The organism is Anaerotaenia torta (assembly GCF_050433395.1).
Classification (GTDB): domain Bacteria; phylum Bacillota; class Clostridia; order Lachnospirales; family Lachnospiraceae; genus Mobilitalea; species Mobilitalea torta.
In genome coordinates, this window is the sequence record NZ_JBNPXH010000006.1 from 290,287 (window position 1) to 316,921 (window position 26,635).

The following is a 26,635-nucleotide window of genomic DNA, read 5'->3' on the forward strand; positions in this document are numbered from 1 at the left end:
AAGGAGGCTTTATGGAAGAATCCAGACAGGAAGGAAACAACCAAAAGCAGCAAGAGGCTGATTTCATATTCAAGAATAAAACCGCTGTCGCACTTTCCTATGAGGCCGGTGAGGATGCCCCCAAGGTCATCGCCACAGGAAAGGGCTATCTTGCCGAGAAGATCATCAACCGGGCCCGGGAGGCCCAGGTTCCGCTGCATCAGGATGCGAAGCTGGCGGATACCCTGTCCAGGCTGGAGCTTGGGGAGATGATCCCTCCCGAGCTATATGAGATTGTAGCTGAGATTCTGGTTTTTGTTGACCGGATGGACCGAATCAAGGGTAAGGCAGGTATGGAGGATGAATAAGCGGGCCGTGGGTTCTGAATTCGAGCAGCAGGCAGCCGGATATCTTGCGGACCGGGGATATACTATTTTGGAGCGCAACTTCCGCTGCAGAATCGGGGAGATTGACCTGATCGCCAGAAACGAAGGCTATCTCTGCTTTATTGAGGTAAAATACCGCTCCAGTTCCTCCAGCGGTTACCCGTCGGAAGCCGTTACGCCCCATAAGATACGAAAAATTGTTCACACGGCGGAATTCTACCTGCTGCTGCACCGGCTTCCCGTAGATACCCCCTGCCGTTTTGATGTTGTCGTCATTCTCGACAATGAGATTTCCCTCATTAAAAATGCCTTTGACGGGATATAATCCCGTCGCTGTGAAGCCAAAATAAAGTTATGAGCAAGCAGCTAAACGGCCGAAGCTTATTGACCGAAAGCTATTGGCATACTGGGAATATCCCATTCCTCCGATTCAGAAGAAAGGCCAGGTGATTTCTATGAAATTTCAGAATTCCTCTGACGCGCAAATTGATTTTAGCAGGGAGGTCCCCTATCTGTCCTTCCCTGTCCTCTCAGAGCTTCCCTTTATCCGGCACGGCTTTTCTACCCGTCTGGGCGGGGTCAGCGAGGGTGTTTATTCCTCTATGAATCTCGGCAACACCACCGGCCTGGCTCCGGATGCTCCCGAAAATATCAGGGAGAACTTCCGCCGGATGGCAGAGGGCATTGGAGTGGATATAGGCAGCCTGGTACTATCCCAGCAGGTCCATAAGACCAATATCCGTCTTGTCACCGGGGAGGACCGCGGAAAAGGGGTCCTGCGTCCCCGAGGCTATGCGGAGATCGACGGTCTGATCACCCAGGAACCTAATGTAACCCTGGTTACCAAGTACGCGGACTGTGTGCCCTTATATTTTGTAGATGTGAACCGGCGTTCCATCGGCCTTTCCCATTCGGGATGGCGGGGAACAGTGGCAGAGATCGGCAGAATTACCGCAGAAGAGATGCACAAGCACTTCGGCAGCCGCCTGGAGGATATCATCGCTGTGATCGGCCCCTCCATCTGCCATGACTGCTTCGAAATCGGCGTCGAAGTAGCCGCAGAGTTCGAACGTGTCTTCCCCGGAGCCTATGATACCGGTATTCTGACACCCCGTAGTGAAGCCGGTAAGTTCAGCTGTGATTTATGGGAAGCCAACCGTCAAATTCTATTACTGGCAGGTCTTTCTGAAGAGAACATCCATACCAGCAGAGTTTGTACCTGCTGCAACGAAGATCTGTTATTCTCCCATAGGAAAACCATGGGACAGCGGGGAAGTCTGGGAGCATTCCTGGCAATTACAGAATAGAGTAAAAAATAACCACAGAGATGAAAATTGTACAATCACGTAGCAGTGGAGAATGTGGCTGGGAGTACTAAGCCCTCCTCCCAGCCACATTCTCCACTGTTACTCTTCACTACCTCCCCTTTGTATGGTGATGGAATCTTCTTTACAAACTCATGTACGTATTGTACAATCAGATGGAAAGTTCGTGACTAATTCAGTCACTCTTTAATAAGGAAAGTAATAAGGAAAGGCACAGGTATAATATGAGCAAACCAATTGTAGCCATTGTAGGCAGGCCCAATGTAGGCAAATCTACACTATTTAATGCCTTGGCGGGTGAGCGTATCTCCATCGTCAAGGATTATCCCGGTGTAACCAGAGACCGGATCTATGCCGATGTGACATGGCTGAACACACAATTTACCATGATAGATACCGGAGGAATTGAACCGGACAGCAAGGACGAGATGCTGTCCTATATGAGAAGCCAGGCTCAGACCGCCATTGATACGGCGGGGGTGATTATCTTCCTGGTGGATGTGAGACAGGGTCTGGTGGATGCTGACTTTAAGGTGGCCGATATGCTCCGCCGTTCCGGTAAGCCGGTGGTGCTGGTAGTAAACAAGGTGGACAGCTTTGAAAAGCTGATGGCCGATGTATATGAATTCTATAATCTGGGAATCGGAGAACCCTTTCCCATATCCGCTTCCGGAAAGTTGGGTCTTGGCGACATGCTGGATGAGGTGGTGAAGCATTTTACCTCCGGCAATATCCGGGAGGAGAACGATGAAAGGCCCAGAATCGCCATTGTGGGAAAGCCCAATGTAGGGAAATCCTCTATCGTTAACAAACTGGTAGGGGAGACCAGGGTTATCGTTTCCAATATCGCAGGCACCACAAGGGATGCCATCGATACTCCCATCCGCCGCAACGGTAAGGAATATATACTGATTGATACGGCGGGTCTTCGCCGGAAGAGTAAAATCAAAGAGGAGCTGGAGCGTTTCAGCATTATCCGCACCGTATCGGCTGTGGAGCGTGCGGACGTGGTGGTGCTTGTCATTGATGCGGAGGAAGGCGTGACGGAACAGGATGCCAAGATCGCGGGCATTGCCCATGACAGGGGCAAGGGCATGATCATTGCCGTGAATAAATGGGATCTGATTGAGAAGAACAATAAGACGGTCAAGGAATATACGGCGGATATCCGGGAGATACTGTCCTTTATGCCGTATGCGGAGATTCTTTTTATCTCGGCGGAGACCGGTCAGAGGCTGCACAAGCTTTTTGAAATCATAGAGGTGGTAATCCAGAATCAGAATCTCCGCATTGCCACCGGGGTGCTGAATGAGATATTGATGGAAGCGGTCTCACTTCAGCAGCCGCCTTCGGACAAGGGCAGGCGTTTAAAATTATACTACATCACCCAGGTGTCCGTAAAACCTCCGACTTTCGTAATCTTTGTCAACGATAAAGAATTAATGCACTATTCTTATACCAGGTATATCGAGAATAAAATCCGGGAGGCCTTTGGTTTTGCCGGAACCTCATTAAAATTTATCATCAGGGAGCGAAAGGAGAACGCATAAATGATTCCTGGAATCATAATTTGTCTGGTTTTCGGTTATATTATGGGATGTTTTTCAACCGCATATTTTGTAGGTAAGCTGAATAAGGTGGATATCCGCCAATACGGCAGCGGCAATATGGGCACCACCAATGCCCTCAGAACCCTGGGAGCGAAGGCGGGAGCCATCACTCTGGTGGGTGACGTGCTGAAGGCTGTTATTGCTATTCTGCTGGTGAAGTATGTTTTTTATCCCGGAGCGGAGCGGCTGGATTTGTTTTCCATCTATACCGGCTTGGGCGTGGTAATCGGGCATAATTACCCCTTCTGGCTGAAGTTTAAGGGCGGAAAGGGCATGGCGGCTACCGGAGGAGTAATGGCCAGCGTGGATCCCTGGATTATTCCTGTGGGACTTCCTTTGTTTGTTTTATCTATTCTTATTACGAAGTATGTATCCGTCGGTTCCCTGGCAATTGCCGTCTTATTTCCCATCTGGATCGCAATCCGCCATCCGGGGGACCTACATATGCTGGCGGTGGCTCTGGTCTTCATGGCCCTGGCCTTCCTCAAGCATCGGTCCAATATTAGGCGCCTGATCAATGGGACAGAGAATAAAATTGGCCAGAGAGTAAAGATGTAATAAAAAACATCATATTGATAAAAAACATCTAATAAGGAGGAGCTTATGAGTAAGGTTAGTGTCTTAGGTGCGGGGACTTGGGGATGTGCCCTGGCAATATTGCTTGCCAATAATGGGCATGAGGTTACTATTTGGACGAAAATCGAAGCAGAAGCTGCGGCGTTGAAAGAAAACCGCAACAACATGAAGAATCTTCCCGGTGCGGTTTTGCCTGAGCAGATTCAGATTACCCTTAACCTGGAGGAGGCCTGCAAGGACAGGGATTTACTCGTAATGGCGGTAGCCTCACCCTATATCCGTTCCACCTCCCATGATGCCAGCCCTTATATCAGAGAGGGGCAGATGCTGGTAAATGTGTCGAAGGGCATAGAGGATGGAACTCTTTATACCCTTTCCGAGGTAATCAGCTCAGAGATTCCTCAGGCGGATGTGGCTGTATTATCCGGCCCCAGCCATGCAGAGGAAGTAAGCCGCCAGATTCCCACCACCATTGTTGTGGGCGCCCGCACCAGGGAGACGGCCAGATATATTCAGGATGTTTTCATGACGGATGTATTCCGTGTATATACCAGCCCGGATATTATCGGAATTGAGCTGGGCGGCTCTTTGAAAAATGTAATCGCTCTGGCTGCCGGTGTTGTTGACGGCCTGGGTTATGGAGATAATACGAAGGCTGCCCTGATGACCAGGGGAATGGCGGAGATCAGCCGGCTGGGAATCCGGATGGGGGGAAGAATAGAGACCTTCTCCGGTCTGTCCGGTTTCGGAGATCTGTTTGTAACCTGTAACAGTAAGCACAGCCGTAACTGGAATGCAGGCTATCTCATGGGACAGGGCAAGTCCATGGAGGAAGCCATGAAACAGGTGGGCCAGGTGGTGGAAGGAATCAATTCCGCCAGGGCTGCATTGGCACTGGCCCGGAGGAATGGGGTGGAGATGCCCATTGTAGAGCAGATTAATCTGGTTCTCTTTGAAGGAAAGGCTCCCAAGGAGGCACTCTATGATCTTCTGGGAAGGGACAAGCAGAAGGAGCACAAATCCCTGGAGTGGGACTAACCGGCGATCCGCAATCCTTGGGATATCGCTGAAGCGGAGAGAGAAATGATACAAGAAATTATTGCAATTGTAAAGGAAGCGGGTCAGATTATGACAAAGGCCCGCAATATACAAGAGGATACAAAAAGCAAGGAAGGCAGAGCTAATTTTGTCACCAAGTACGATATAGAGGTTCAGCGGTTTCTGTACTCCCGGTTGGGCGAGCTGTACCCCCGGGCGACATTTATCGGGGAAGAGGATGACAATAACGGGCCGCCCGGGGAATACTGCTTCATCATTGATCCCATTGACGGCACCACCAACTTTATTCTGGACTATCATCACAGTGCCATCAGCGTAGGATTAATGTATCACGGACAGATGGTTGCCGGAGTGGTATACAATCCCTATCTGGATGAAACCTTCCATGCGGTAAAGGGAACCGGCGCTTATTTGAATCACAAGCCTTTGAGGCTGACTGACCAGTCTCTCAGCGAAGGGCTGGTTTCCGTAGGCACCTGCCCTTATTACCGTGAGAAGGCGGATGAGACCTTCGCCCTGATGCGTAAATTATATGACCGGGCGCTGGATATCCGCAGAAGCGGCTCGGCCGCACTGGATATCTGCTATGTGGCTGCCGGCCGTTTTGTTCTTTATTATGAATTGCAGCTATCCCCCTGGGATTATGCGGCGGCATCCCTGATTCTGACGGAAGCGGGAGGCAGAATATCAAAGGTCGGAGGCGGTGAGCTTCCACTGACCGAGGGCTGTCCCGTTGTGGCGGCTGCCCCGGCGGCGTACGAAGAATTTCATAAAATGGCGGATCAGATTTGATCTGATGCAAGGCGGATAAATCATATTTATCCGCCTTTGTTTGAATCTGTTTTCCTATTCATAGAATGAAACATCCCTGCATATGCTTAACTATAACTATAAGGAGGGTTGGCACATGCTAGGGCAGTATGATGTTTATAATGATATTCAGGCTAGGACAGGCGGTGAAATATACATAGGCGTAGTAGGGCCGGTTAGAACAGGAAAGTCCACCTTCATCAAAAGGTTCATGGATCTCCTGGTGATACCGGGTATCGAAGATGTCCATAGCAGGGAGCGGGCAGTTGATGAGTTGCCCCAGGCTGCGGCCGGAAGAACCATTATGACGACCGAACCGAAATTTATTCCCAAAGAGGCAGCCGTAATAACCTTTGATGATGATACGAAAGTAAAAATCCGTTTGATAGACAGCGTAGGATATATGGTGGACGGCGCCGCCGGCCATATCGAGAATCAGCATGAACGCATGGTTCGCACTCCCTGGTTCGACCATGAGATTCCCTTTACCCAGGCTGCGGAACTTGGAACCAGGAAGGTAATCAATGACCATTCCACCATCGGTATTGTTGTAACCACAGACGGCAGCTTCGGCGAGCTGTCCCGCGCCAGTTACAAGACCCCGGAGGAGCGGACCATCAATGAATTGAAACACCTTGGCAAACCCTTTATCGTGCTGCTGAATACGAATAAGCCTTATTCCAATGAAACGCTCCGCATCGCAGAAGAGATGCGGGAGGAGTATCAGGTTCCCGTATTGCCGGTGAATGCGGAACAGCTGAGAAAAGAGGATATCACCAGAATTATGGAAAATGTTCTGTATGCATTTCCGATCACGGAGATGGATTTCTACATGCCGAAATGGGCGGAAATTCTGCCTGCGGATCACTGGCTGAAGAAGGATCTGGTGGCTTCCGTGCGGGAAGTATTTCATAATATTACCCAGATGAAGGATACAAAGGTGACAAATCTGGATACCGACAGCCAGTATGTCAAGCGTTTTAAAGTGGATAACATCAACATGCAGGACGGTACCGTAAGTGTCAATGTGGAGTTCGATGATATGTATTATTATCAGATTCTCAGTGATCTCATCGGTGTGCCGATTAACGGGGAATACCAGCTGATTCATACCCTGAAGGAGCTGGCAGCCATGAAGTCGGAATATGAAAAGGTATCCCAGGCTACGAATCAGGTCCGCGCCAAGGGCTACGGAATTGTTTCGCCTATGAAGGACGAGGTAAGCATTGAGGAGCCGGAGATCATGAAGCATGGAAATAAGTTCGGTGTTAAAATTAAGGCCACCGCACCTTCTATTCACATGATTAAAGCGGAGATCATGACGGAGGTTGCTCCCATTGTAGGCACGGAGGAGCAGGCCAGGGATCTGATTAACTACATCAATGTCAATGCCAAGGAAAATCCGGAAGGCATATGGGAGACTAATATCTTCGGAAAAACCGTGCGGCAGCTGGTGGACGAGGGAATTAATTCGAAGATCAGCAAGCTGACCGATGAAAGCCAGTTGAAGCTTCAGGATACCATGCAGCGGATTATTAACGACAGCAACGGCGGCCTTATCTGTATTATTATTTGATTATGATCCATTGGAAGGACTACCCGGTCAACGGTATTTATCGTACTGCGGTAGTCTTTTTTTAAAGCTTTTGCTCCCTGTTTTGTAAATATTGCACCAGATTTAAAATATGTTTGACATGGAGTTGACAAAAAGTATAGTGTTTGTTATAATACTCACGTAATATATTTAATATTTACGTAATAATTTTGAGGGACAGTATAACAAACATTATATTGACATAGCATGTACATATGTGGTGAAGTATATCAGCATAATCGTTCGCATAATAGAACAAGAAAATTATGGAGGACATACAATGAACAGGAAGCTCCTTAGGTTTTCCTTAGGCGTTGTGACGGGAGCAATGGTGCTCACAGCCAGTCCCAGGACAGTATTTGCATTTGAAGAGGCAGTTGCCGGTTTCACCTTTGATAAATTAACCTCCAGTACGGGAAGCGGTGATGAGGGGACAGAGATATCCAGTTTATCAACTTACGATATACCCATCCCGGGCTTTACCAATATCGGAATTGCCGATGTGGTGAATAATTTAAATATCCGTTCCGGGGCGGGCGAGAATTACAAGATAATCGGCAAGCTTCCGAAAAACGGGGGATGTGAGATACTTGAGCTGACAGAAGACGGATGGGCGAAGATTAAATCGGGCAAGGTTAGCGGTTATGTAAAGGCTTCCTACCTGATTACCGGCCCGGAAGCCACCGCATTGGCCCGGAAGGTAGGGAACTATGTGGCAACAGCCAATACGGGAGGCCTTCGTGTCCGTAAGGAGCCTACCACCGATGCTGAGGTAATCGATCAGATTGCCAAGGGCGAGGAGATGGTGGTACTGGATGCCAGAGTCATTACGGATGATGAGGAGCATGGCAAGTGGGTTCAGGTAAATCTTGACTCAGATGATTCGGAAAATGGAACTCCCGGATATGTAGCCAAGGAGTATGTGGATTTATCCTTTGAGCTGATCAAGGCAGTTTCCGTAGAGGAATTAGAATACGGTTCCGGAGTTTCCTCCACCCGTGTGAAATTGATCAATCTGGCAAAGCAGTACCTGGGAGATGCTTATGTATGGGGAGGTACCACTCTCGGAAGAGGAGTTGACTGTTCCGGCTATACACAGGCTCTTTACAGAAAGCTGGGTTACAGCATTCCCAGAACCTCCAGAGAGCAGGCAAGAGGCGGCAAGACCATTTCATCTTCCAATTTAAAGCCCGGTGACCTGGTGTTCTACGGAAGCTCCTCCTATATTAATCATGTTGCCATCTATATCGGTAACGGTAGAGTGATCCATGCCAGCAACAAGAGGGATGGCATCAAGATCTCCGGCATGTATTACCGGAAGCCGGTTAAATATGTTCGGTACATCAATGGTTAAGAATAGCTGATAGAATGATAATGTATGGCTGGGTATATAAGATACCCAGCCATTTTCTCCCTAAAATATAGGGGCAACACTACATCTGTCGGTTATTTACACAAAGCGGTTGACATCACCGGAATAGAAATTTATAATAAGCCCTAAGTAAGTTGATGATATCGACTTCCAATAATGACAGGCAGGAGCAGAAGACTATGACTTATATCTTAATCTTAGCGGCCTTGGTGGCCGCTATTGTAATATGGAGCCACATAAGCAATATCAACTATCAGAAAGAGTTAAGGCGGCGTTTAAAGAAGGAATGGGGCGATATCCCTTCCCAGGAGTATTCCTCGGAAAAGCTGGAATCCATCAAAGCTTATTATTCCTCCGTCAGGGACAAGCATCTGGACATTGACGATATCACCTGGAATGATCTGGACATGGACGAGATTTTTATTGATATCAATAATACCCAGTCCTCCATTGGAGAAGAGTATCTTTATGGGCTGCTTCGCAAGCCCTGCTTCTCCCAGGAGGAATTGACGGAGCGGAACCGGCTGATGAAATTCTTTGAGGAAGAGGAAGAGAGCCGAATTCTGCTCCAGACAAGGCTGCATGAGATGGGGAAGCTGAGAAGTATTTCCGTTTTTGAATACATTAACCGGCTTCAGGAACAGGAAGTGGGAAGCAATCTGATCCACTACCTGCTGGATCTTGGATTACTGGCGTCCGTCTCCTTTATTTTTGTCAATCCGGGAATCGGTGTGGTAGGAACCTTCGCCTTTGTAATCGTCAATATCTTTCATTACTATTCCTGCAAGGCGAAGATCGAGAATTATATCACCGTATTCTCTTATCTTTTTGGCGTGCTGGACAGCGCCAAGGAGATTGTTAAGCTGGATCTTCCTCAGATTAGGGAGTATACCGGGCTGCTGCGGGAGGATATCAGGCATTTTAGCAAAATTAAGCGGGGAGCATTTATTCTGGCTCCTAAGAAGGCAACCGGCAGCCTGGTGGATGCTATTATGGATTATTTCAGGATGCTCTTTCACTTGGATTTGATTAAATATAATTCCATGCTCAATTTCTTTAAAAAGAGCCATGCGGTATTAAACCGTATCTATGAGAAGATTGGTTATCTGGACAGTATGACTGCGGCGGCTTCCTTCCGCAAATCAATCTATTATTATTGTGAGCCGGAGCTGTCCCGGTCTGAAAAGCCCTTTCTGGAAGCGGAGGATTTGTACCATCCCCTGCTGGAGTCGCCGGTTCCCAATTCCATTACGGAGGATCGCAGCGTGCTCCTGACCGGCTCCAACGCTTCGGGCAAATCTACCTTTATTAAGGTGCTGGCAATCAATGCAATATTGTCCCAGACCATATATACCTCCACCGCGCGCAGCTACCGGGGGAGCTTTTTCCTGATTTATTCCTCCATGGCCCTCAGGGATAATATCTTCGGCAACGAAAGCTATTATATTGTAGAGATAAAATCATTAAAGCGGATTCTGGATCATGTGAATGAGGACATCCCCATGCTTTGCTTTATTGATGAGGTGCTGCGGGGAACCAATACCCTGGAGAGAATTGCGGCCTCCTCCCGGATTCTGCATAGCCTGGCCGGGCAGAATGCTATGGTGTTTGCGGCGACCCATGATATTGAGCTGACCCATATCCTGGAGAACAGCTTCTCCAATTACCACTTCCAGGAACGGATTGAGGATAAGCAGGTCTTATTTGATTATAAGCTCTACCAGGGGAAGGCTGTTTCCAAGAATGCCATCCGGCTGCTGGATATGCTTGGATATCCGGAGGGGATTATCACCTCGGCGGAACAAGCTGCCCAGGAGTTTCTCACCGAAGGCGAGTGGAAAGATTTGGTGTAAACAGAAAGGTGTAGGATTCATATGAACGTTACAATTTATACGGATGGAGCAGCCAGAGGAAACCCGGAAGGACCCGGCGGCTACGGCGCTGTTGTCGTATTTGTTGATTCTAAGGGTACGGTTCATGAAAGGGAGTATTCCGGCGGCTACCGGAAGACCACCAATAACCGGATGGAGCTTATGGCGGCAATCGCAGGACTGGAGGCATTGACCAGACCCTGTCAGGTGGTGCTTTATTCTGATTCCCAGTATCTTGTGAAGGCCTTTAATGAGCATTGGCTGGAGGGATGGATTAAGAAGGGCTGGAAGAGGGGAAAGAATGAGCCTGTTAAAAATATTGATCTATGGAAAAGGCTGCTGAAAGCAATGGAGCCCCATCAGGTGCGTTATGAGTGGGTGAAGGGACATAACGGCCATCCGATGAACGAGCGCTGCGATGTGCTGGCAACCACGGCGGCGGATGGCGATGAATTGCAGGAAGACGTAGTATCAGAGGAATAGACAGTACAGAATACAAGATAGAATTTTGATAGACATCAGAATGATTACGTTGTTGACAATGTATACGAAAGGAAGCTTACCATGACACAATTAACTCCTTTGATGCAGCAATACATGCAGATCAAGGAACAATATAAGGATTGTATCTTATTTTACCGGCTGGGTGATTTTTATGAGATGTTTTTTGAGGATGCCCATGTCTGCTCCAGAGAGCTGGAGATTGCGCTGACGGGAAAGAATATCGGTCAGGAGGAGCGGGCGCCCATGTGCGGCGTGCCCTATCATGCGGTAGAAGCTTATTTGAGCAAACTGGTCAGCCGGGGCTACCGGGTGGCCATCTGCGAACAGGTGGAGGACCCGAAGCAGGCAAAGGGGATCGTTAAGAGGGAGGTAGTTCGGATTGTCACGCCCGGAACCAACTTAAATACCCAGGTTCTGGATGAATCCAAGAATAATTATCTGATGTCAGTCGTACATACCACCAATGCCTACGGCATCTCCATCGTGGATGTCACCACAGGGGATTACTATGTAACAGAGGTGGACAGTGAGCGAAAGCTCATAGACGAGATTTACAAATGGTCTCCTACGGAGATTGTATGCAATGATACCTTTTTTGTCTCAGGGGTTAATATTGAGGCTTTGAAGAATTACAATAATATTACCCTGTCTCCTTTAGAGCCCTGGTATTTTGACGATGACCTCTGTGTCCGTGCCCTGAAGGAGCATTTTAATGTGAGCGTATTGGACGGCATCGGCTTAAAGGATTATACCATCGGAGTCATTGCCGCAGGCTGTGTCATGCAGTTTTTGCGGGAAACCCAGAAGAGCTCCCTGTCCCATATTGTTAAGCTTACCCCCTATACCTATGAGAAGTACATGCTTTTGGACAGCTCCACCGTCCGTAACCTGGAGCTCACGGAGACAATCCGGGAGAAGAGTAAGAAGGGTTCGCTGCTGTGGGTGCTGGATAAGACCAAAACGGCCATGGGGGCCCGGTTGCTGCGCAGCTTTATGGAGCAGCCCTTAATTGATTATGAGCAGATCAATCAGCGCCTGGAGGCCGTTGACCAGCTGAAGGAGAATATGATTACCAGGGAAGAGATGCGGGAATACTTAAATTCCATCTATGACCTGGAACGCCTCATGAGCAAAATCAGCTATAAAAGCGCGAATCCAAGGGATCTGATCGCTTTCAGCTCCTCCCTTTCCATGCTTCCCCATATCAAATTCCTGATGCAGAGCTTTGACAGCGGGCTTCTGAAGGAAATTCACGCGGAGCTGGATTCCCTGCAGGATATCCATGAATTAATCGCTTCCTCCATCGCCGAGGAGCCTCCTATCAATGTCAAGGAGGGAGGCATCATCCGTGAGGGGTACAATGAGGAGGTGGACCGCCTCCGCAAAGCAAAAACCGAGGGCAAGGACTGGCTTATGGACCTGGAGACCAAGGAACGGGAAGCCACGGGCATTAAGAATCTTCGCATCCGGTTTAACCGTGTCTTCGGATATTATCTGGAAGTAACCAATTCTTATCAGAACCTGGTTCCCCCCACGTGGATCCGTAAGCAGACATTGGCCAATGCGGAGCGTTATACCACCCAGGAGCTGAAGGAGCTGGAGGATATTATTCTGGGAGCGGAGGATAAGCTGTTCTCTCTGGAATATGATCTGTTTGGAGAGCTTCGTGACCGGATTGCCCTTGAGGTAAAGAGAATTCAACAGACAGCCAAGGCAATTGCGAAGATAGATGTGTTCGCTTCCCTTGCTTTGGTGGCTGAGCAGAATAATTATGTAAAGCCGGTGATGAGCACCGGAGGGTCCATCCATATCAAGAACGGAAGGCATCCCGTAGTGGAGCGGATGATTTCCCATGACATGTTTGTGGCGAATGATACGCTTCTGGATAATAATCAGAACCGGATCGCCATCATTACCGGCCCCAATATGGCGGGAAAATCCACCTATATGCGTCAGACCGCCTTAATCGTCTTATTGGCCCAGATTGGAAGCTTTGTGCCTGCGGATTCCGCCGCCATCGGTATCGTTGACCGGATATTCACCAGAGTGGGAGCCTCGGATGATCTGGCCAGCGGGCAGAGCACCTTCATGGTGGAGATGACGGAGGTGGCTAATATTCTGCGCAATGCCACCAGGAACAGTCTCTTGATCCTGGATGAGATAGGAAGAGGAACCAGCACCTTCGACGGCCTGAGTATCGCCTGGGCGGTGGTTGAGCATATCAGCAATCTTCAGCTTCTGGGGGCGAAGACCTTATTTGCAACCCATTACCATGAGCTAACAGAGCTGGAGGGCCGGCTGGAGGGTGTGAACAATTACTGCATCGCCGTGAAGGAGCAGGGGGAGGATATCGTATTCCTTCGTAAAATCGTCAAGGGCGGGGCTGACAAGAGCTACGGCATCCAGGTGGCAAAGCTGGCGGGCGTGCCGGCCAGCGTCCTTAAGCGTGCCTCAGAGATTGTAACGGAGCTGACGGGCAATGACCTTGCCCTGAAGGCGAAGAATCTGTCCGCACCGGAGGCGGCTGCCTCACAGGAGGTTTTCCTGCAGGAGGAGCTGACCTTTGAAGCGGGGCAGTTTGTTCCTTCCGGCACCGATACCGCCAGAAAGGGCAGGAAATCCAAAGAGTTCCGGGAACAGCTCTCCTTATTTTCCACTTCCGAAAACGAGGATATTATCACCGAGCTGCGGGATATGGATATTGCCAGATTAACACCCATTGATTCCATCAATAAGCTGTACCAGCTCCAAAGGAAGATAAAGGACCGAATATAGGAGGTGTCCCATGTCGCTTATTCATATTCTTGATGAAGCCACCATTAACCAGATCGCAGCCGGAGAGGTTGTGGAACGTCCCAGCGCGGTAGTGAAGGAGCTCATTGAAAATGCAATGGACGCCGGAGCAACCGCCATTACTGCCGAGATCAAAGAGGGGGGACTGACCTTTATCCGGATTACCGATAATGGGAGCGGAATGGACCGGGAGGATATTCCCCTGGCATTCCTGCGCCATGCCACCAGCAAGATACGGACTGCCGGAGATCTGCTCAGTGTCACCAGTCTGGGATTCCGCGGAGAAGCATTATCCAGCATTGCCTCCGTGGCCCAGGTGGAGCTCATCACCAAGACTCCCACCGCATTAAACGGATTTCGTTATGTGATTGAGGGAGGGGAAGAAAAGTCCGTGGAGGAAATCGGCTGTCCCGGCGGAACCACCATCATCGTGCGCAATCTATTCTTCAACACTCCGGCCAGACGTAAATTCCTGAAATCCGCCGTAACAGAAGCCGGCTATGTCAGTGATCTGATGGAACGCCTGATGATCTCCCATCCTAATGTGTCCTTTAAATTTATCACCAATAATCAAGTTAAATTGCAGTCTTCCGGCAATAATAACAGTAAGGATATTCTGTACCAGATCTACGGCAGGGATATTACCAGGGAGCTGCTTTCGGTGGAATATGAGGCGGAAGGCATAAAGGTAACGGGTTACATCGGAAAACCTTCCATTACCAGAGGAAACCGTAATTTTGAAAATTATTTTATCAACGGGCGTTATATTAAGAGTAACATTATAACAAAGGCAATTGAGGAGGGGTACAAGTCCTATCTGATGCAGCACAAATACCCCTTTACTTCCCTTTATTTTGAGATTGATCCGGAACAGATCGATGTGAATGTTCATCCTCAGAAGTTGGAAATACGACTGAAAAACGGGGAGGAAATCTACCGCTGTGTCTATGGGCTGATCCGGGATGCCCTCTCCGGGAAAGAGATGATTCCTAAGGTCACTCTTGTTCCTGAGGAAGAGAAGAAACAGGAGCAGCCGAGGATGCCGGAGCCTTTTGAGCAGAAGCGCAGGGAGCAGTACCGGCTTCAGAATAAGATAGAGAATGAAATCAATAATATAAAAGGCGAAGCAGGGCCGGAGGTATCATCTAAAAACCATTCGGAATCATCCGAACCGGTTATCTATGAGTTATCCGCAAAGGTACCGCTGTTAAAGGAGTCATCCGGCAGGGCGGCAGCAGAATCAAAGGGTTCTCATGGCCTTCCTGCGGCAAAAGCGGTAAATCCCCAAGCAAGTCTGGAAGCGCTGAGAATCTTATCCGGCGGGCAGCAGATGGACCTCTTTACCGGAACTGCACCGGAAGAAGAGAAACCCTTCCTTTCAAATCAGGCTGTTCAGGAGCACCGGATTATCGGTCAGGTATTCTCCACCTATTGGCTGGTGGAATATAAGAAAGACCTGTATATCATAGACCAGCACGCTGCTCATGAAAAGGTTCTCTACGAACGAATTATGGCCGCAGCGAAGACAAAGACCTATGTATCCCAGCAGCTTCTTCCTCCCATCGTACTGACCCTGACCCTCCGGGAGCAGGAAGTCCTTGCAAAGAGGGAAGAGGTACTGACCAGCATTGGCTATGAGTTCGAGCATTTTGGAGGAAATGAATATTCTGTCCGGGCGGTCCCGGCAGATTTATACGGGCTTTCGGAGAAGGAACTGCTGCTGGAATTCATTGATGATCTGGCAGAGGAGGTAAACAGCGCCGCGCCCGCCGCAAATTCCATCCTGGAGAGAGTGGCTTCCATGTCCTGTAAGGCGGCTGTAAAGGCAAACCATACATTTTCCCATGAGGAAGCGGGAGCCTTAATCCGGGAGCTGTTAACCCTTGAGAATCCCTACCACTGCCCCCATGGCCGTCCGGTTATTATCTCTATGAGCCAGTATGAGCTGGAGCGTAAATTCAAACGGGTATTATAAATGGAGGTTAATATGGAGAAAAAACCTTTAATTATTCTGACCGGTCCAACCTCTGTAGGAAAGACCTCCTTATCCATTGAATTGGCTAAGGCAGTCAATGGTGAGATCATATCGGCTGATTCCATGCAGGTCTATCAGTATATGGATATCGGAACGGCTAAGATTACTGCCCCCGAGATGCAGGGTGTCCCTCATTATCTCATTGACGAGCTGCTTCCGGAGGAGGAGTTCAATGTGGTCCGGTTTCAGCAGCTTGCGAAGGAATATATTCGTCAGATTCATGCCAGAGGGAGCATACCGGTCATCGCAGGGGGGACGGGTTTTTACATCCAGGCGGTGCTCTATGATATTGATTTTACGGAAAACGAATCAGATACCTCCTATCGCACGGAGCTAGAGGAAATCTGTGAGGAGCGGGGGAAGGAATACCTTCATAATATGCTGGCAGAGATTGATCCGGACAGTGCTGCCGCCATACATCCCAATAACAGCAAACGGGTAATTCGTGCTCTGGAATATGCCAGGCTGACGGGAGACAGAATATCGGAGCATAATGCCATGCAGCGGCAGAAGGAATCACCGTACCGGTTTTGCTATTTTGTCCTGAACCGGGACCGCGGCAAGCTCTATGATACGATTAACGAGCGTGTGGACCGGATGATGGAGCAGGGCCTTCTTGATGAGGTGAAGGCTTTGGCTGCCAGAGGCTATACAAGGGACCTGGTGAGCATGCAGGGTCTTGGATATAAGGAGCTGCTGGCTTTCCTGGACGGGGAATGCTCTCTGGAAGAAGCCGTTTATACCCTGAAAAGGGATACCAGGCATTTTGCAAAACGGCAGCTCACCTGGTTCAAGCGGGAGAAAGAGGTTCAATGGGTGGAAAAGGATCATTTTTCTTCTCAGGAAGAGCTGTTAGGCTATTTATTGAATTGCTTAAAAGAAAAAGGAATTATTTAATTGTCATAATTATATTATGTAAGCCCAATATATAAAGCAGAAATGTACCGGTTCTTCTGTGTCATGGAAGTTACCTTTCAGCCGATGGAGTGACAGTGCAGCCCGGTTGAAAGGTAATTTCCATGATAAATATTATGAATGGAGAACCGAGAGGAGGATATTATCTTGATAAAGCAGGAATTGACAAATGCTTACCGGGGGCTTGGAATTGATTCCGGAGTATTGAATTTTTGTCTGGAGATAGAAGAGAAGCTGGCAGAGCGTTTTCTGAAGATTGATAAAATTGCAGAGTACAACCAGATGAAGGTATTAAAAGCCATGCAGGATAACCGGCTCAGTGATATTCATTTTGCGGCTACCACCGGCTATGGTTACAATGATATCGGAAGGGATACCCTGGAAAGAGTTTATGCCGATGTATTCCAGGCGGAGGATGCCCTGGTCCGGCCCCAGTTAATCAGCGGCACCCATGCCCTTACGGTTGCCCTGTCCGGGAATCTGAGGCCGGGGGATGAGATACTTTCTCCGGTGGGAAAGCCCTATGATACCCTGGAGGGTGTGATCGGCATTACGAAGGCCAGAGGTTCCCTTGCAGAGTATGGGATTACCTATTCCCAGGTGGATTTAAAGCCGGACGGCGGTTTCGACTGGGAGGGCATCCGGGCAGCACTAAAGCCCAATACCAGACTGGCCACAATCCAACGTTCCAAAGGCTATGCAGACAGGCCCACCCTGTCCGTTGCACAGATTGGAGAGCTGATCCGTTTTCTGAAGGAGCGGAAGCCGGATATCATATGCATGGTGGATAATTGCTACGGAGAATTTGTGGAGCTGACGGAGCCGACTCAGGCGGGAGCCGATCTCTGTGTGGGATCTCTGATTAAAAATCCGGGGGGCGGTCTGGCACCCATCGGAGGCTATATTGTGGGCAAACAGGAATACGTTGAAAATGCGGCCTATCGTCTCACCGCACCCGGTCTCGGCAAGGAAGTGGGAGCCACCCTTGGGTTGAATTCCTCCCTGTTCCAGGGACTGTTCTTATCTCCCCAGGTGGTCTCCGGGGCGGTCAAGGGCGCCGTATTTGCCGCCAATATATACGAGAAGCTGGGCTATGGAGTATTGCCCAATTCCGTGCAGGAGCGCCACGATATCATCCAGGCGGTTACCCTGAACAGTGCCGAAGCGGTAATTGCCTTCTGCCGTGGAATTCAGGCGGCGGCCCCTGTGGACAGCTATGTGGTTCCTGAGCCATGGGCTATGCCCGGATATCAATGTGACGTCATCATGGCAGCAGGCGCCTTCGTCCAGGGTTCCTCCATCGAGCTGTCCGCCGATGCGCCCATTAAGCCCCCCTACACTGTTTTCTTCCAGGGAGGTCTCACTTGGTATCACGCCAAATTAGGTATTCTCAATTCAGTACAAAAGCTTTTTGAAGCAGGGCTGCTTCACCTATAGAGACCGGGCCAAACCTCCCATATCCACAAAATCAAGTTTAGCATATACAAAATACAGCGTTTGTGATAAAATGTTATTTGATTATGATACTGGGAGGCAGACATTTTATGGCAAGAGTATTGAGCAAAAACAGATGGGCTTTATTTCTTCTGCTGTTAGCCGGTATGGTGGTAGGAAGCTTTATCGGATACCTTCTGAGGGGTGCAGGGGCCTTGAGTTGGCTGGATTATGGAATGAATTTTTCCATAGGAAATGTGGACAAGGGTAATATTGTAACCCTGGATCTGGGGGTGCTGGTGCTGCATTTCGGCTTCCGCCTCAAGATCACGATAGCCAGCGTGATCGGCGCCGCTATTGCCGTAATCATTTATAAAAAGCTTTAGAAAGAGAGCAATCAATTTCGAAACAGTCCGGTTTCCTGGAGAGAGGAATACGGAGGATCGAAAGATGGAAAATTATTTAACAGTGAAGGAACTGCCTTGTTCCGAACGTCCTTATGAAAAATGTGAACGTTACGGGGCCGGGTTTTTGTCCGATGCGGAACTGCTGGCAGTGATTCTTCGGACCGGAACAAAGAAGTTAAGAGCAATTGATCTGGCGGTGAATATCTTGAATTGCGCTGCCTATCCCGGATTAAAGGGTCTGAATTATTTCACCCTGGAGGAGCTTAAGAAGATAAAGGGAATCGGCAGAGTGAAGGCCATTGAGCTGTGCTGCCTGACGGAGCTTACCAGGCGCATGGCGAAGGAAACTCTGGAGGAGCAGCTTCGTTTAAACTCTCCGAAAAGTGTGGCGGAATATTACATGCAGGATATGCGGCATCTGACCTGCGAGCGGGTTCTGCTGCTTATGATGGACTCTAAGGGCAGAAAACGGAAGGAACTGGTGATCTCCGAGGGGACGGTAAACACCTCCATCATGCCTACCAGGGAAGTCTTTGTACAGGCCATCAAATATGAAGCGGTGAGTATTATCCTGATACATAACCATCCAAGCGGTGATCCCACCCCAAGCCCGGAAGACGTCCGGGTTACGAAAAAGGTGGCAGAAGCCGGGAATTTAGTCGGAATTACACTTATGGATCACATAATTATTGGCGATAATAGATATATCAGCTTAAGGGAGCAGGGGCTCATCTGAATTTCCGTCAGATGAACCATAACGCCAGAACAGCTCCATGCGATGATAGGAGGTTACACAATTATGGCTTCGAAAGCATTTGGTATCGACTTCGGTACCAGTACAATAAAAATATATAAAAAAGGACAGGGGATCGTTCTGGATGAGCGCAATATTATTGCCATATCCAACCGGAAGACAGTGATTGCTTCGGGGGACGAAGCCTTTGAGATGTATGAAAAAGCACCGGCTAATATTGAGGTAAGCTATCCCGTGAGAAACGGGGTTATTGCCGATGTTGCCAATATGCTGTCCCTGCTCCGGCATTTTATGCACCGGATCGGGGGCTCCGCACGTCCGGGAGCGGCTGATTATATCGTGGCAACGCCTACGGATATTACCGAGGTGGAGCGCCGTTCCTTTTATGATCTGATTGCCAGCGCCAATCTGAAGGCAGGTAAGATCAAGATCGTAGAAAAGCCCATTGCCGACGCGGTGGGGGTCGGACTGGATATTATGACGGCAAGAGGAGTTATGATTGTAGACATCGGTGCCGATACCACGGAGGTTTCCATTCTGTCCCTGGGCGGCATCGTTCTCAGCAAATTGATTCCCGTGGGCGGAAACCGGCTGGATGAGAGCATTAAAAGTATGGTAAAGAGAAAATACAATCTGTATATCGGGGATAAAACCGCCGAGAATATTAAGAAGAAGCTGGCCAGCGCCATCACCAATGTAGAAGCCAGCGTCAGGGTATACGGCCGTGATGTTGTGACCGGCCTGCCGTTGGAGATGGAAGTAAGCTCTTCCGATGTCTATGAGGCGATATCCGAGCATATGTTTGCCATTATTGATGCCATTAAGATTATTCTGGAGCGGACTCCGCCGGAGATATCCTCCGATATCATTGACAGCGGTATCTATGTCACCGGAGGCTCTGCCAAAATCTATGCTCTGGATCAGCTGATGCAAAAGGAAACCGATCTGAAGATTAATATATGCTCTGATTCTTCCAACACAGTAGTAAACGGACTGGGAAGAATTATGGAGGATAACAAGCTCTCCGCCCTGGCGGATACCCTGAGACCAAAACTCTTCATCAATTAGGAGGAAGAGATGAGACGAAGAACAAAGATCAACATTAACCCCAAACATGTATTCATCGCATTGGTTATTTTCTGTATTGCGCTGATCGGCCTGTCCTTCCGGTTTGGTGACAGGCTGTCACCGGTGAAGGATGCGGTGGGAATGGTAATCACGCCGATGCAGGTGGGTATCAACTCAGTGGGGACTTATGTGTCGGATAAGCTGGATACTTTCAAAAGCATTCGTGACCTGCAGGCGGAAAATGAGCGTTTGAAGGAGCAGGTCAATATTCTATCCTATGAGAATAAGCTGCTGCTTCAGGACAAATACGAGCTGGACGGCCTGCGGGAGCTCTATGAACTGGATCAGAAATATCTTGACTATCCCAAGGTGGCGGCGCGTGTCATCGGTAAGGATACAAACAATTGGTATAATGTATTTAACATTGACAAGGGTTCCCGGGACGGGATTCAGAAGAACATGAATGTGCTGGCCGGGAATGGCCTGGCCGGAATTGTGACCGATGTGTATTATAACTACTCTGTGGTAAGGTCTATTATTGATGATAACAGCAATGTTACCGGTATGCTCCTGAAGACGGCGGATACCTTTAATGTGCAGGGAGATCTCCGGCTCATGGATTCTGGGAAGATCCGGGTGAAGGATATCGGCCGGGATGCCCAGATACAGGATGGGGATGAGGTGGTAACCGCCCATATCAGCTTGAATTTTCTTCCGGGTATACTCATCGGTTATGTCAGCGATATTCAGCTGGATGCCAACAACATGACCAGAACGGCTTATTTAACGCCGGTGGTCGATTTTGAGCATTTGGAAGAAGTACTGATCATCACGGAGCTGATGGAGCCGCTGCTGGAAAAAGACCCTGCGGCGGAGGAAGAAGAACAAAACTAAAGGCAGGGAAGGCATGAATGTTAAGGTGAAGAGGTTAATTGTATCCGTTCTTGAAATTATAATATTGTTTGCACTGCAGAGTGCCGCCTTCCATTATTTTCAGCTTGCCAATATTATGCCCAATCTGCTGCTGATTCTAGTGGTTTCAACGGCCTATATGCGTGGGCGGCTTTCCGGCATGCTTATGGGCTTTTTCAGCGGATTGCTGGTAGATTTAAGATTCGGGTCCTATGTGGTGGGATTATATGCGCTGCTGTACCTGCTGATCGGCTACTTCATGGGATTTACCAACAAGATATATTCAAACGACGACTACACGCTGCCCATAGTTTTCATTGGGATCAGTGATTTTGTATATGGTTTTTTTTATTATGTATTCGAGTTTTTATTGAGAGGACGTCTGAATTTTATGTATTATTTAAGACGCTTCATTATACCGGAGATCATTTATACGGTTGTCGTATCCGTTTTCTTATATAAGCTGCTGCACATGATTAACAGAAGCCTGGAGCCTAAGCCGGAAGAGGAGGGATAAGAGTGTTTGATGTTTTTTTGGATTATATAAAGCGGTTATTGAAATCCAGATTATTTCCCGTTACGATCATTTATCTGGCGCTGTTCGTCGTAATTGTCCATCGTCTCTTTGTTCTGCAAATTGTGCAAGGACCGGAGATTGTGGCGGAAAATGAGCTGAAATCTACCAGGAGCAGGGTGATAAAAAGCACCAGGGGCAATCTGTATGACCGTAAGGGCAAGCTGCTGGCCTACAATGTGCTGACCTCCTCTGTTGTGATGGAGGACAGCACTAAAGTCAAATCAAATGCCCAGAGAAATGAAATTATCCATAAGATGATCCGGCTCATTGAACAGAACGGCGATACTCTGGATACCGAGTTCTATATCCGTCAGAATGAGGAAGGCGGGCTGGAATTTACCGTAGAAGGAAGTGCTCTGACCCGCTTTAAGAAGAATGTGTTTTCCTATGTTCTGAAAAAGGATGGAACCTTTCCGGATGAATATCCCAGCGAAACGGCGGAGGATGCTTACGAATTCCTCAAGAAGGGAACCGGCGATGCCTATACCAGAATGTTTGGAATCTCTGACGAATACAACGTTGAGGAGACGCTGAAGATTATGAGTGTGAGGTATGCCCTGTTCATAAATTATCCGAAGTATGCTCAGATTACCGTAGCCTCCTCCGTCAGTGACCGGACCGTGGCTGCCATCAATGAGAGCAGTGCGGAGCTGCCGGGGATTGAGATCCAGCAGCAAACCCACAGGGTCTATGAGGACAGTTTATATTTGGCCCATATTATGGGCTATACGGGGCTGATCAGCGCTGAGCAGCTGGAAACCATGAATGCGGAAGAGGAATATTATGATGCTACGGATGTGGTGGGAAAGGCTGGATTAGAGAAAAAATACGAAGCTATTCTCGGAGGCACAAAGGGCAGTGAGAAGGTGAGCGTCAATTCCTCCGGCAAGGTGGTGGAGATTCTCAGCCGCACCGAGCCCGTGGCAGGGAGTGATATCTATCTGACCATTGACAGTGAGCTGCAGAAGAATGTTTATCATATTCTGGAGAAGAAGATTGCCGGAATCCTATTGGAGAAGATTGTACCGAATCTGGATTACGGAAGCAAGGGGACAAGCGCCACGGATATTACGATTCCGATCTATGAGGTTTACTATGCTCTGATCAATAATAATATTATCCGTCTGGACCGCTTAAATGCAAAGGATGCCACAGAGCTGGAGCAGCGGACCTATGAGGATTACGCGGCGGAGCTGAACTCCGTATTCAGCCGTCTGGATGATCTGCTTGCCATGGATAATACGGTTACCAATGATAAGTCCGGTGATATGGGTGAATTTCTCGACTATTTTTACACAGTGGTGTCCAAAAACCTGTTTATCGCGGACGCGGTCGGAAAGGATGACCCGGAGCTTACCAGCTATAAGAACAACAGGACAAGCTTAAGCAAGCTCCTTTTATATGCCTTGTCGAATAACTGGGTTGATTTGTCGAAATTAGGCGGGGATGAGTTTTTTACCGTGGAGGAATACTATGGGAAATTGGTCGGCTACATCAAGGATCTGCTGAAAGCGGATGACAATTTCAATAAAAAAATATATCGAAAATTGGTATTTTCGTATAAATTATCGGGAAGTGAAATTTGTCTTTTATTATTCGATCAAGGTGTGTTAGAATATAATGAAGGGGATGTCAACCGTTTAAAAAATGGAAATAAATCCGCCTATGATTTTATCCGGGAGAAGATAACCTCCCTGGAGATCACTCCGGCGATGCTTGCGCTGGAGCCCTGCAGCGGATCCGTGGTGGTAACGGAGGTGAAGACCGGTAATGTGTTGGCTCTGGTGACTTATCCCAGCTATGACAACAATAAATTTGCCAATAAGATTGACTCTGCCTACTACAGCCAGGTATATAATGATAAGACAACGCCCATGAACAACCGGCCTGTAACAGAGAAGCTGGCTCCCGGCTCCACCTTCAAGATGATAACGGCTTTTGCCGCGTTGGAAGAGGGAGTGACGGATCCCTATACCCGGATCAAGGACGAGGGTGAGTTTGATAAGATCAATCCGGCGGCCAAATGTCATATCTATCCGGGATCCCATGGGATGGTTAATATTGTGGATGCCATCAAGGTTTCCTGCAACTATTATTTTTATGAAATGGGCTGGCGGCTTAGTATGAGCAGCAGCGGTAAATTTGATCCGCAGCTGGGGCTGTCCCGGCTGGCAAAGTATGCGGAATACTTTGGACTGAATGAGACCTCCGGTATTGAGCTGGCGGAGTCGATGCCGGAGATTTCCACGGAGGATGCGGTTCGTTCTTCCATCGGTCAGGGCTCCAATGTATATACACCGGTTCAAATGTCTCGATATATTACAACTCTGGCTAACCGCGGCACCTGCTTTGATCTTACCCTCATTGAAAAGACGGTGAGCAGGGACGGGAAGACGCAGGAGAATAAGGCGGTAATTGACCATCAGCTGACAGACTTTAAACAGAGTACCTGGGACAGTGTATGGCAGGGAATGTATTCCGTAGTGAATGAACAGGGCGGTTCCGTTTATAAGCTCTTTAAAAATCTGGACATGAACATTGCAGGTAAGACAGGTACCTCCCAGATCAGCAAAATCAGTCCCAATAACGCGTTATTTGTTTCCTTTGCCCCCTATGAGGATCCGGAGATATCCATAACTACGGTGATTCCCAAGGGCTATACCTCTTCCAATGCGGCAGAGGTGTCAAAGGAAATCTATAAATTATATTTTGGTTTGGAGGAAGCTACAGAGATTCTGGACGGTGAGGTGACGCTGCCGGAAGGATCGGGCAATGTAAGTGAATAACTGACGGCATCTGAAAAAACGAAGAAGGAGTATTGCAATGAATAATTCGGTTATTATTAAGGGTAATAAATACGGTATTATTGTTGTCATGAATCCTGATCTGCCATTTGAGGACTTGAAGCTTGTCATTGCAGAAAAGTTCAGGGAATCCAGTAAATTCTTTGAAAATGCAAAAATGGCCATCAGCTTTGAGGGCCGTAAGCTGACCAATGACGAGCAGCGGGAGGTATTGGACATCATCAATGAGAATACAGACATGCATATTGTCTGTGTTTTGGAGAATGATACAGAGAAGGAAGAAACCTTTAAAAAAACCGTAGAACAGAAGCTGATGGAGCTGTCCAATAACACCGGACAGTTCTATAAGGGAATTCTCCGGTCCGGTGCCTCTCTGGAATTCGAGAACAGCGTAATTATTATCGGAGATGTCAATCACGGAGCAAGAGTGGTGTCCAAGGGGAATATTATTGTTCTGGGTTCTTTGAAGGGCAATGCTTTTGCCGGAGCAACCGGCAACATCAATTCCTTTGTGGTGGCGCTGGATATGAATCCCACGCAGATCCGGATTGCGGATACCATTGCCAGAGCTCCCGATAAACCGGTGAAGCAGGAAATAAAAGAAGCAAAGATAGCATTCCTGGAGGAAGGCAATATCTATATTGAACCGCTGAACAAGAATATTTTACAGGATATTAATCTTTGACAGATTTAAAAACATGAAGGGCTCTCCTCCAATCAACAACGGAGAGTATCCCTTCATAGAAAACAGGAGGAAAAGAGTTAGCTATGGGAGAAGTTATAGTTATCACATCAGGTAAGGGTGGTGTAGGTAAGACCACAACAACTGCAAATGTTGGTACCGGCCTGGCGATGCTGGATAAGAAAGTGGTATTGATTGATACGGATATCGGCCTGAGGAATCTGGATGTTATTATGGGGCTGGAGAACCGGATTGTGTATAATCTGGTAGATGTTATTGAGGGAACCTGCCGTATCCGCAATGCCCTGATTAAGGACAAGCGTTATCCCAATCTCTATCTGCTTCCCTCGGCCCAGACCAGGGATAAGAACTCTGTGACACCGGAACAGATGAAGAAGCTGGCTGATGAACTGAGAGAAGAATTTGATTACATATTAATGGACTGTCCCGCCGGTATTGAACAGGGCTTTAAAAATGCCATCGCCGGAGCAGACAGGGCATTAGTTGTTACTACCCCCGAGGTATCGGCTGTTCGTGATGCGGACCGCATCATCGGCCTGTTAGAGGCCAATGAGATGAGGCAGACCCATCTGGTAGTAAACCGGATCCGCATGGATATGGTAAAACGCGGTGACATGATGTCCAGTGAAGATGTATGTGAAATATTAGCAGTTGATCTGATCGGCATTGTACCGGATGATGAGAACATAGTAATCTCTGCAAATCAGGGTGAGCCCTTGGTTGGCAATGATACCATGGCAGGAAAAGCTTATATGAATATCTGCAGAAGGATACTGGGTGAGGAGGTACCTTACCTGGATCTGGAAGAAAAACAAAGCATTTTCGGGAAACTGTTTGGGAAGCGAAAAAAATAGGGAGGTAGCATAATGGGCTTTTCGGATTTTTTTAGGAAAAAAGGAACCAGCAGTATTGCGAAAGACCGATTAAAACTGGTCCTGGTGTCTGACCGTGCCGGGTGCTCGCCGGAGATCATGGAACAGATCAAAAATGATATTATCGCGGTAATATCAAAATACATTGAGATTGACCTGGAGGGATTGGATATTAAGATTACCCAGATGGAATCAGAGACAAACAACGGAGCGGTACCGGCCCTGTTTGCCAATATTCCCATCAAGGACTTGAAGTCCCATAATAAGTAAGGATG

The 26,635-nt window shown here is 48.3% G+C and carries 24 protein-coding genes; all 24 read left to right on the forward strand.

The genetic code is table 11. The annotated features are described in order from the left end of the window. The first annotated feature begins 11 nt into the window (after positions 1 to 11). The 24 genes from HNQ56_RS12180 (at position 12) to minE (ending at position 26,630) form a co-directional block, all read left to right on the forward strand. Entirely contained in the window at positions 12 to 347 is a 336-nt protein-coding gene (locus HNQ56_RS12180; protein WP_429146313.1) for an EscU/YscU/HrcU family type III secretion system export apparatus switch protein, read from the forward strand. Then, entirely contained in the window at positions 340 to 690 is a 351-nt protein-coding gene (locus HNQ56_RS12185) for a YraN family protein (protein ID WP_429146316.1), read from the forward strand. Before HNQ56_RS12180 ends, HNQ56_RS12185 begins: the two co-directional genes overlap by 8 nt. 130 nt (positions 691 to 820) lie before the next feature. Further along, entirely contained in the window at positions 821 to 1,672 is an 852-nt protein-coding gene (gene pgeF / locus HNQ56_RS12190) for a peptidoglycan editing factor PgeF (protein ID WP_429146318.1), read from the forward strand. Between the two features lie 242 nt (positions 1,673 to 1,914). Then, the gene (gene der, locus HNQ56_RS12195; RefSeq protein WP_429146320.1) at positions 1,915 to 3,240 is read left to right on the forward strand and encodes a ribosome biogenesis GTPase Der; all 1,326 of its coding nucleotides are present in this window, start codon (positions 1,915 to 1,917) and stop codon (positions 3,238 to 3,240) included. Beyond that, complete coding sequence (plsY, locus tag HNQ56_RS12200) at positions 3,241 to 3,858, forward strand: glycerol-3-phosphate 1-O-acyltransferase PlsY (RefSeq protein WP_429146323.1); 618 nt, start codon at positions 3,241 to 3,243, stop codon at positions 3,856 to 3,858. Between the two features lie 45 nt (positions 3,859 to 3,903). After that, entirely contained in the window at positions 3,904 to 4,914 is a 1,011-nt protein-coding gene (locus HNQ56_RS12205) for an NAD(P)H-dependent glycerol-3-phosphate dehydrogenase (RefSeq protein ID WP_429146325.1), read from the forward strand. 45 nt (positions 4,915 to 4,959) lie between these two features. Next, on the forward strand, positions 4,960 to 5,727 hold the full coding sequence (locus HNQ56_RS12210; RefSeq protein WP_429146327.1) for an inositol monophosphatase family protein: 768 nt from the start codon (positions 4,960 to 4,962) through the stop codon (positions 5,725 to 5,727). A gap of 115 nt (positions 5,728 to 5,842) precedes the next feature. Then, positions 5,843 to 7,321 (forward strand): stage IV sporulation protein A, encoded by a 1,479-nt coding sequence (gene spoIVA / locus HNQ56_RS12215; RefSeq protein ID WP_429146329.1) that lies wholly within the window; start codon positions 5,843 to 5,845, stop codon positions 7,319 to 7,321. Between the two features lie 298 nt (positions 7,322 to 7,619). Continuing rightward, positions 7,620 to 8,693: a C40 family peptidase gene (locus tag HNQ56_RS12220; RefSeq protein WP_429146331.1), complete on the forward strand. Its 1,074-nt coding sequence runs from the start codon at positions 7,620 to 7,622 to the stop codon at positions 8,691 to 8,693. 197 nt (positions 8,694 to 8,890) lie between these two features. After that, positions 8,891 to 10,564, forward strand: a complete 1,674-nt coding sequence (locus HNQ56_RS12225; protein ID WP_429146334.1) for a MutS-related protein — start codon at positions 8,891 to 8,893, stop codon at positions 10,562 to 10,564. A gap of 21 nt (positions 10,565 to 10,585) precedes the next feature. Next, positions 10,586 to 11,065: a ribonuclease HI gene (gene rnhA / locus HNQ56_RS12230; RefSeq protein WP_429146337.1), complete on the forward strand. Its 480-nt coding sequence runs from the start codon at positions 10,586 to 10,588 to the stop codon at positions 11,063 to 11,065. 81 nt (positions 11,066 to 11,146) lie between these two features. Further along, positions 11,147 to 13,861, forward strand: coding sequence for a DNA mismatch repair protein MutS (gene mutS, locus HNQ56_RS12235; protein ID WP_429146340.1), 2,715 nt, complete (start codon positions 11,147 to 11,149; stop codon positions 13,859 to 13,861). A gap of 10 nt (positions 13,862 to 13,871) precedes the next feature. After that, on the forward strand, positions 13,872 to 15,854 hold the full coding sequence (gene mutL, locus HNQ56_RS12240) for a DNA mismatch repair endonuclease MutL (protein WP_429146343.1): 1,983 nt from the start codon (positions 13,872 to 13,874) through the stop codon (positions 15,852 to 15,854). 12 nt (positions 15,855 to 15,866) lie between these two features. Beyond that, positions 15,867 to 16,811, forward strand: a complete 945-nt coding sequence (miaA, locus tag HNQ56_RS12245; RefSeq protein WP_429146345.1) for a tRNA (adenosine(37)-N6)-dimethylallyltransferase MiaA — start codon at positions 15,867 to 15,869, stop codon at positions 16,809 to 16,811. Between the two features lie 138 nt (positions 16,812 to 16,949). Then, positions 16,950 to 18,266, forward strand: a complete 1,317-nt coding sequence (locus HNQ56_RS12250; RefSeq protein ID WP_488167874.1) for a methionine gamma-lyase family protein — start codon at positions 16,950 to 16,952, stop codon at positions 18,264 to 18,266. Between the two features lie 107 nt (positions 18,267 to 18,373). After that, positions 18,374 to 18,649, forward strand: a complete 276-nt coding sequence (locus HNQ56_RS12255; protein ID WP_429146350.1) for a DUF4321 domain-containing protein — start codon at positions 18,374 to 18,376, stop codon at positions 18,647 to 18,649. 64 nt (positions 18,650 to 18,713) lie between these two features. Beyond that, complete coding sequence (gene radC / locus HNQ56_RS12260; RefSeq protein ID WP_429146352.1) at positions 18,714 to 19,406, forward strand: RadC family protein; 693 nt, start codon at positions 18,714 to 18,716, stop codon at positions 19,404 to 19,406. Positions 19,407 to 19,469: 63 nt separating this feature from the next. After that, entirely contained in the window at positions 19,470 to 20,492 is a 1,023-nt protein-coding gene (gene mreB / locus HNQ56_RS12265) for a rod shape-determining protein (protein ID WP_429146355.1), read from the forward strand. 9 nt (positions 20,493 to 20,501) lie between these two features. After that, on the forward strand, positions 20,502 to 21,386 hold the full coding sequence (gene mreC, locus HNQ56_RS12270) for a rod shape-determining protein MreC (RefSeq protein ID WP_429146358.1): 885 nt from the start codon (positions 20,502 to 20,504) through the stop codon (positions 21,384 to 21,386). 13 nt (positions 21,387 to 21,399) lie between these two features. After that, positions 21,400 to 21,921, forward strand: coding sequence for a rod shape-determining protein MreD (mreD, locus tag HNQ56_RS12275; RefSeq protein ID WP_429146361.1), 522 nt, complete (start codon positions 21,400 to 21,402; stop codon positions 21,919 to 21,921). Between the two features lie 2 nt (positions 21,922 to 21,923). Further along, positions 21,924 to 24,767 (forward strand): penicillin-binding transpeptidase domain-containing protein, encoded by a 2,844-nt coding sequence (locus tag HNQ56_RS12280; RefSeq protein ID WP_429146364.1) that lies wholly within the window; start codon positions 21,924 to 21,926, stop codon positions 24,765 to 24,767. A gap of 37 nt (positions 24,768 to 24,804) precedes the next feature. Further along, positions 24,805 to 25,470, forward strand: a complete 666-nt coding sequence (minC, locus tag HNQ56_RS12285) for a septum site-determining protein MinC (protein ID WP_429146367.1) — start codon at positions 24,805 to 24,807, stop codon at positions 25,468 to 25,470. A gap of 83 nt (positions 25,471 to 25,553) precedes the next feature. Continuing rightward, a complete protein-coding gene (gene minD, locus HNQ56_RS12290) occupies positions 25,554 to 26,342 on the forward strand; it encodes a septum site-determining protein MinD (RefSeq protein ID WP_429146369.1) in 789 nt (262 codons plus the stop codon). 12 nt (positions 26,343 to 26,354) lie between these two features. Further along, positions 26,355 to 26,630, forward strand: a complete 276-nt coding sequence (gene minE, locus HNQ56_RS12295; RefSeq protein WP_429146372.1) for a cell division topological specificity factor MinE — start codon at positions 26,355 to 26,357, stop codon at positions 26,628 to 26,630. Positions 26,631 to 26,635 lie beyond the last annotated feature (5 nt).

What these genes read in the sequence shown, in the direction of transcription:
- HNQ56_RS12185 (WP_429146316.1), top strand. Translation starts at nt 340, where the DNA reads ATGAATAAGCGGGCCGTGGGTTCTGAATTCGAGCAGCAGGCAGCCGGA.
- HNQ56_RS12255 (WP_429146350.1), top strand. Translation starts at nt 18,374, where the DNA reads ATGGCAAGAGTATTGAGCAAAAACAGATGGGCTTTATTTCTTCTGCTG.
- minE (WP_429146372.1), top strand. Translation starts at nt 26,355, where the DNA reads ATGGGCTTTTCGGATTTTTTTAGGAAAAAAGGAACCAGCAGTATTGCG.
- mreB (WP_429146355.1), top strand. Translation starts at nt 19,470, where the DNA reads ATGGCTTCGAAAGCATTTGGTATCGACTTCGGTACCAGTACAATAAAA.
- radC (WP_429146352.1), top strand. Translation starts at nt 18,714, where the DNA reads ATGGAAAATTATTTAACAGTGAAGGAACTGCCTTGTTCCGAACGTCCT.
- HNQ56_RS12205 (WP_429146325.1), top strand. Translation starts at nt 3,904, where the DNA reads ATGAGTAAGGTTAGTGTCTTAGGTGCGGGGACTTGGGGATGTGCCCTG.
- HNQ56_RS12250 (WP_488167874.1), top strand. Translation starts at nt 16,950, where the DNA reads ATGGAGAACCGAGAGGAGGATATTATCTTGATAAAGCAGGAATTGACA.
- pgeF (WP_429146318.1), top strand. Translation starts at nt 821, where the DNA reads ATGAAATTTCAGAATTCCTCTGACGCGCAAATTGATTTTAGCAGGGAG.
- minD (WP_429146369.1), top strand. Translation starts at nt 25,554, where the DNA reads ATGGGAGAAGTTATAGTTATCACATCAGGTAAGGGTGGTGTAGGTAAG.
- minC (WP_429146367.1), top strand. Translation starts at nt 24,805, where the DNA reads ATGAATAATTCGGTTATTATTAAGGGTAATAAATACGGTATTATTGTT.
- HNQ56_RS12225 (WP_429146334.1), top strand. Translation starts at nt 8,891, where the DNA reads ATGACTTATATCTTAATCTTAGCGGCCTTGGTGGCCGCTATTGTAATA.
- der (WP_429146320.1), top strand. Translation starts at nt 1,915, where the DNA reads ATGAGCAAACCAATTGTAGCCATTGTAGGCAGGCCCAATGTAGGCAAA.
- miaA (WP_429146345.1), top strand. Translation starts at nt 15,867, where the DNA reads ATGGAGAAAAAACCTTTAATTATTCTGACCGGTCCAACCTCTGTAGGA.
- mutL (WP_429146343.1), top strand. Translation starts at nt 13,872, where the DNA reads ATGTCGCTTATTCATATTCTTGATGAAGCCACCATTAACCAGATCGCA.
- mutS (WP_429146340.1), top strand. Translation starts at nt 11,147, where the DNA reads ATGACACAATTAACTCCTTTGATGCAGCAATACATGCAGATCAAGGAA.
- HNQ56_RS12220 (WP_429146331.1), top strand. Translation starts at nt 7,620, where the DNA reads ATGAACAGGAAGCTCCTTAGGTTTTCCTTAGGCGTTGTGACGGGAGCA.
- plsY (WP_429146323.1), top strand. Translation starts at nt 3,241, where the DNA reads ATGATTCCTGGAATCATAATTTGTCTGGTTTTCGGTTATATTATGGGA.
- spoIVA (WP_429146329.1), top strand. Translation starts at nt 5,843, where the DNA reads ATGCTAGGGCAGTATGATGTTTATAATGATATTCAGGCTAGGACAGGC.
- HNQ56_RS12210 (WP_429146327.1), top strand. Translation starts at nt 4,960, where the DNA reads ATGATACAAGAAATTATTGCAATTGTAAAGGAAGCGGGTCAGATTATG.
- mreC (WP_429146358.1), top strand. Translation starts at nt 20,502, where the DNA reads ATGAGACGAAGAACAAAGATCAACATTAACCCCAAACATGTATTCATC.
- mreD (WP_429146361.1), top strand. Translation starts at nt 21,400, where the DNA reads ATGAATGTTAAGGTGAAGAGGTTAATTGTATCCGTTCTTGAAATTATA.
- HNQ56_RS12180 (WP_429146313.1), top strand. Translation starts at nt 12, where the DNA reads ATGGAAGAATCCAGACAGGAAGGAAACAACCAAAAGCAGCAAGAGGCT.
- rnhA (WP_429146337.1), top strand. Translation starts at nt 10,586, where the DNA reads ATGAACGTTACAATTTATACGGATGGAGCAGCCAGAGGAAACCCGGAA.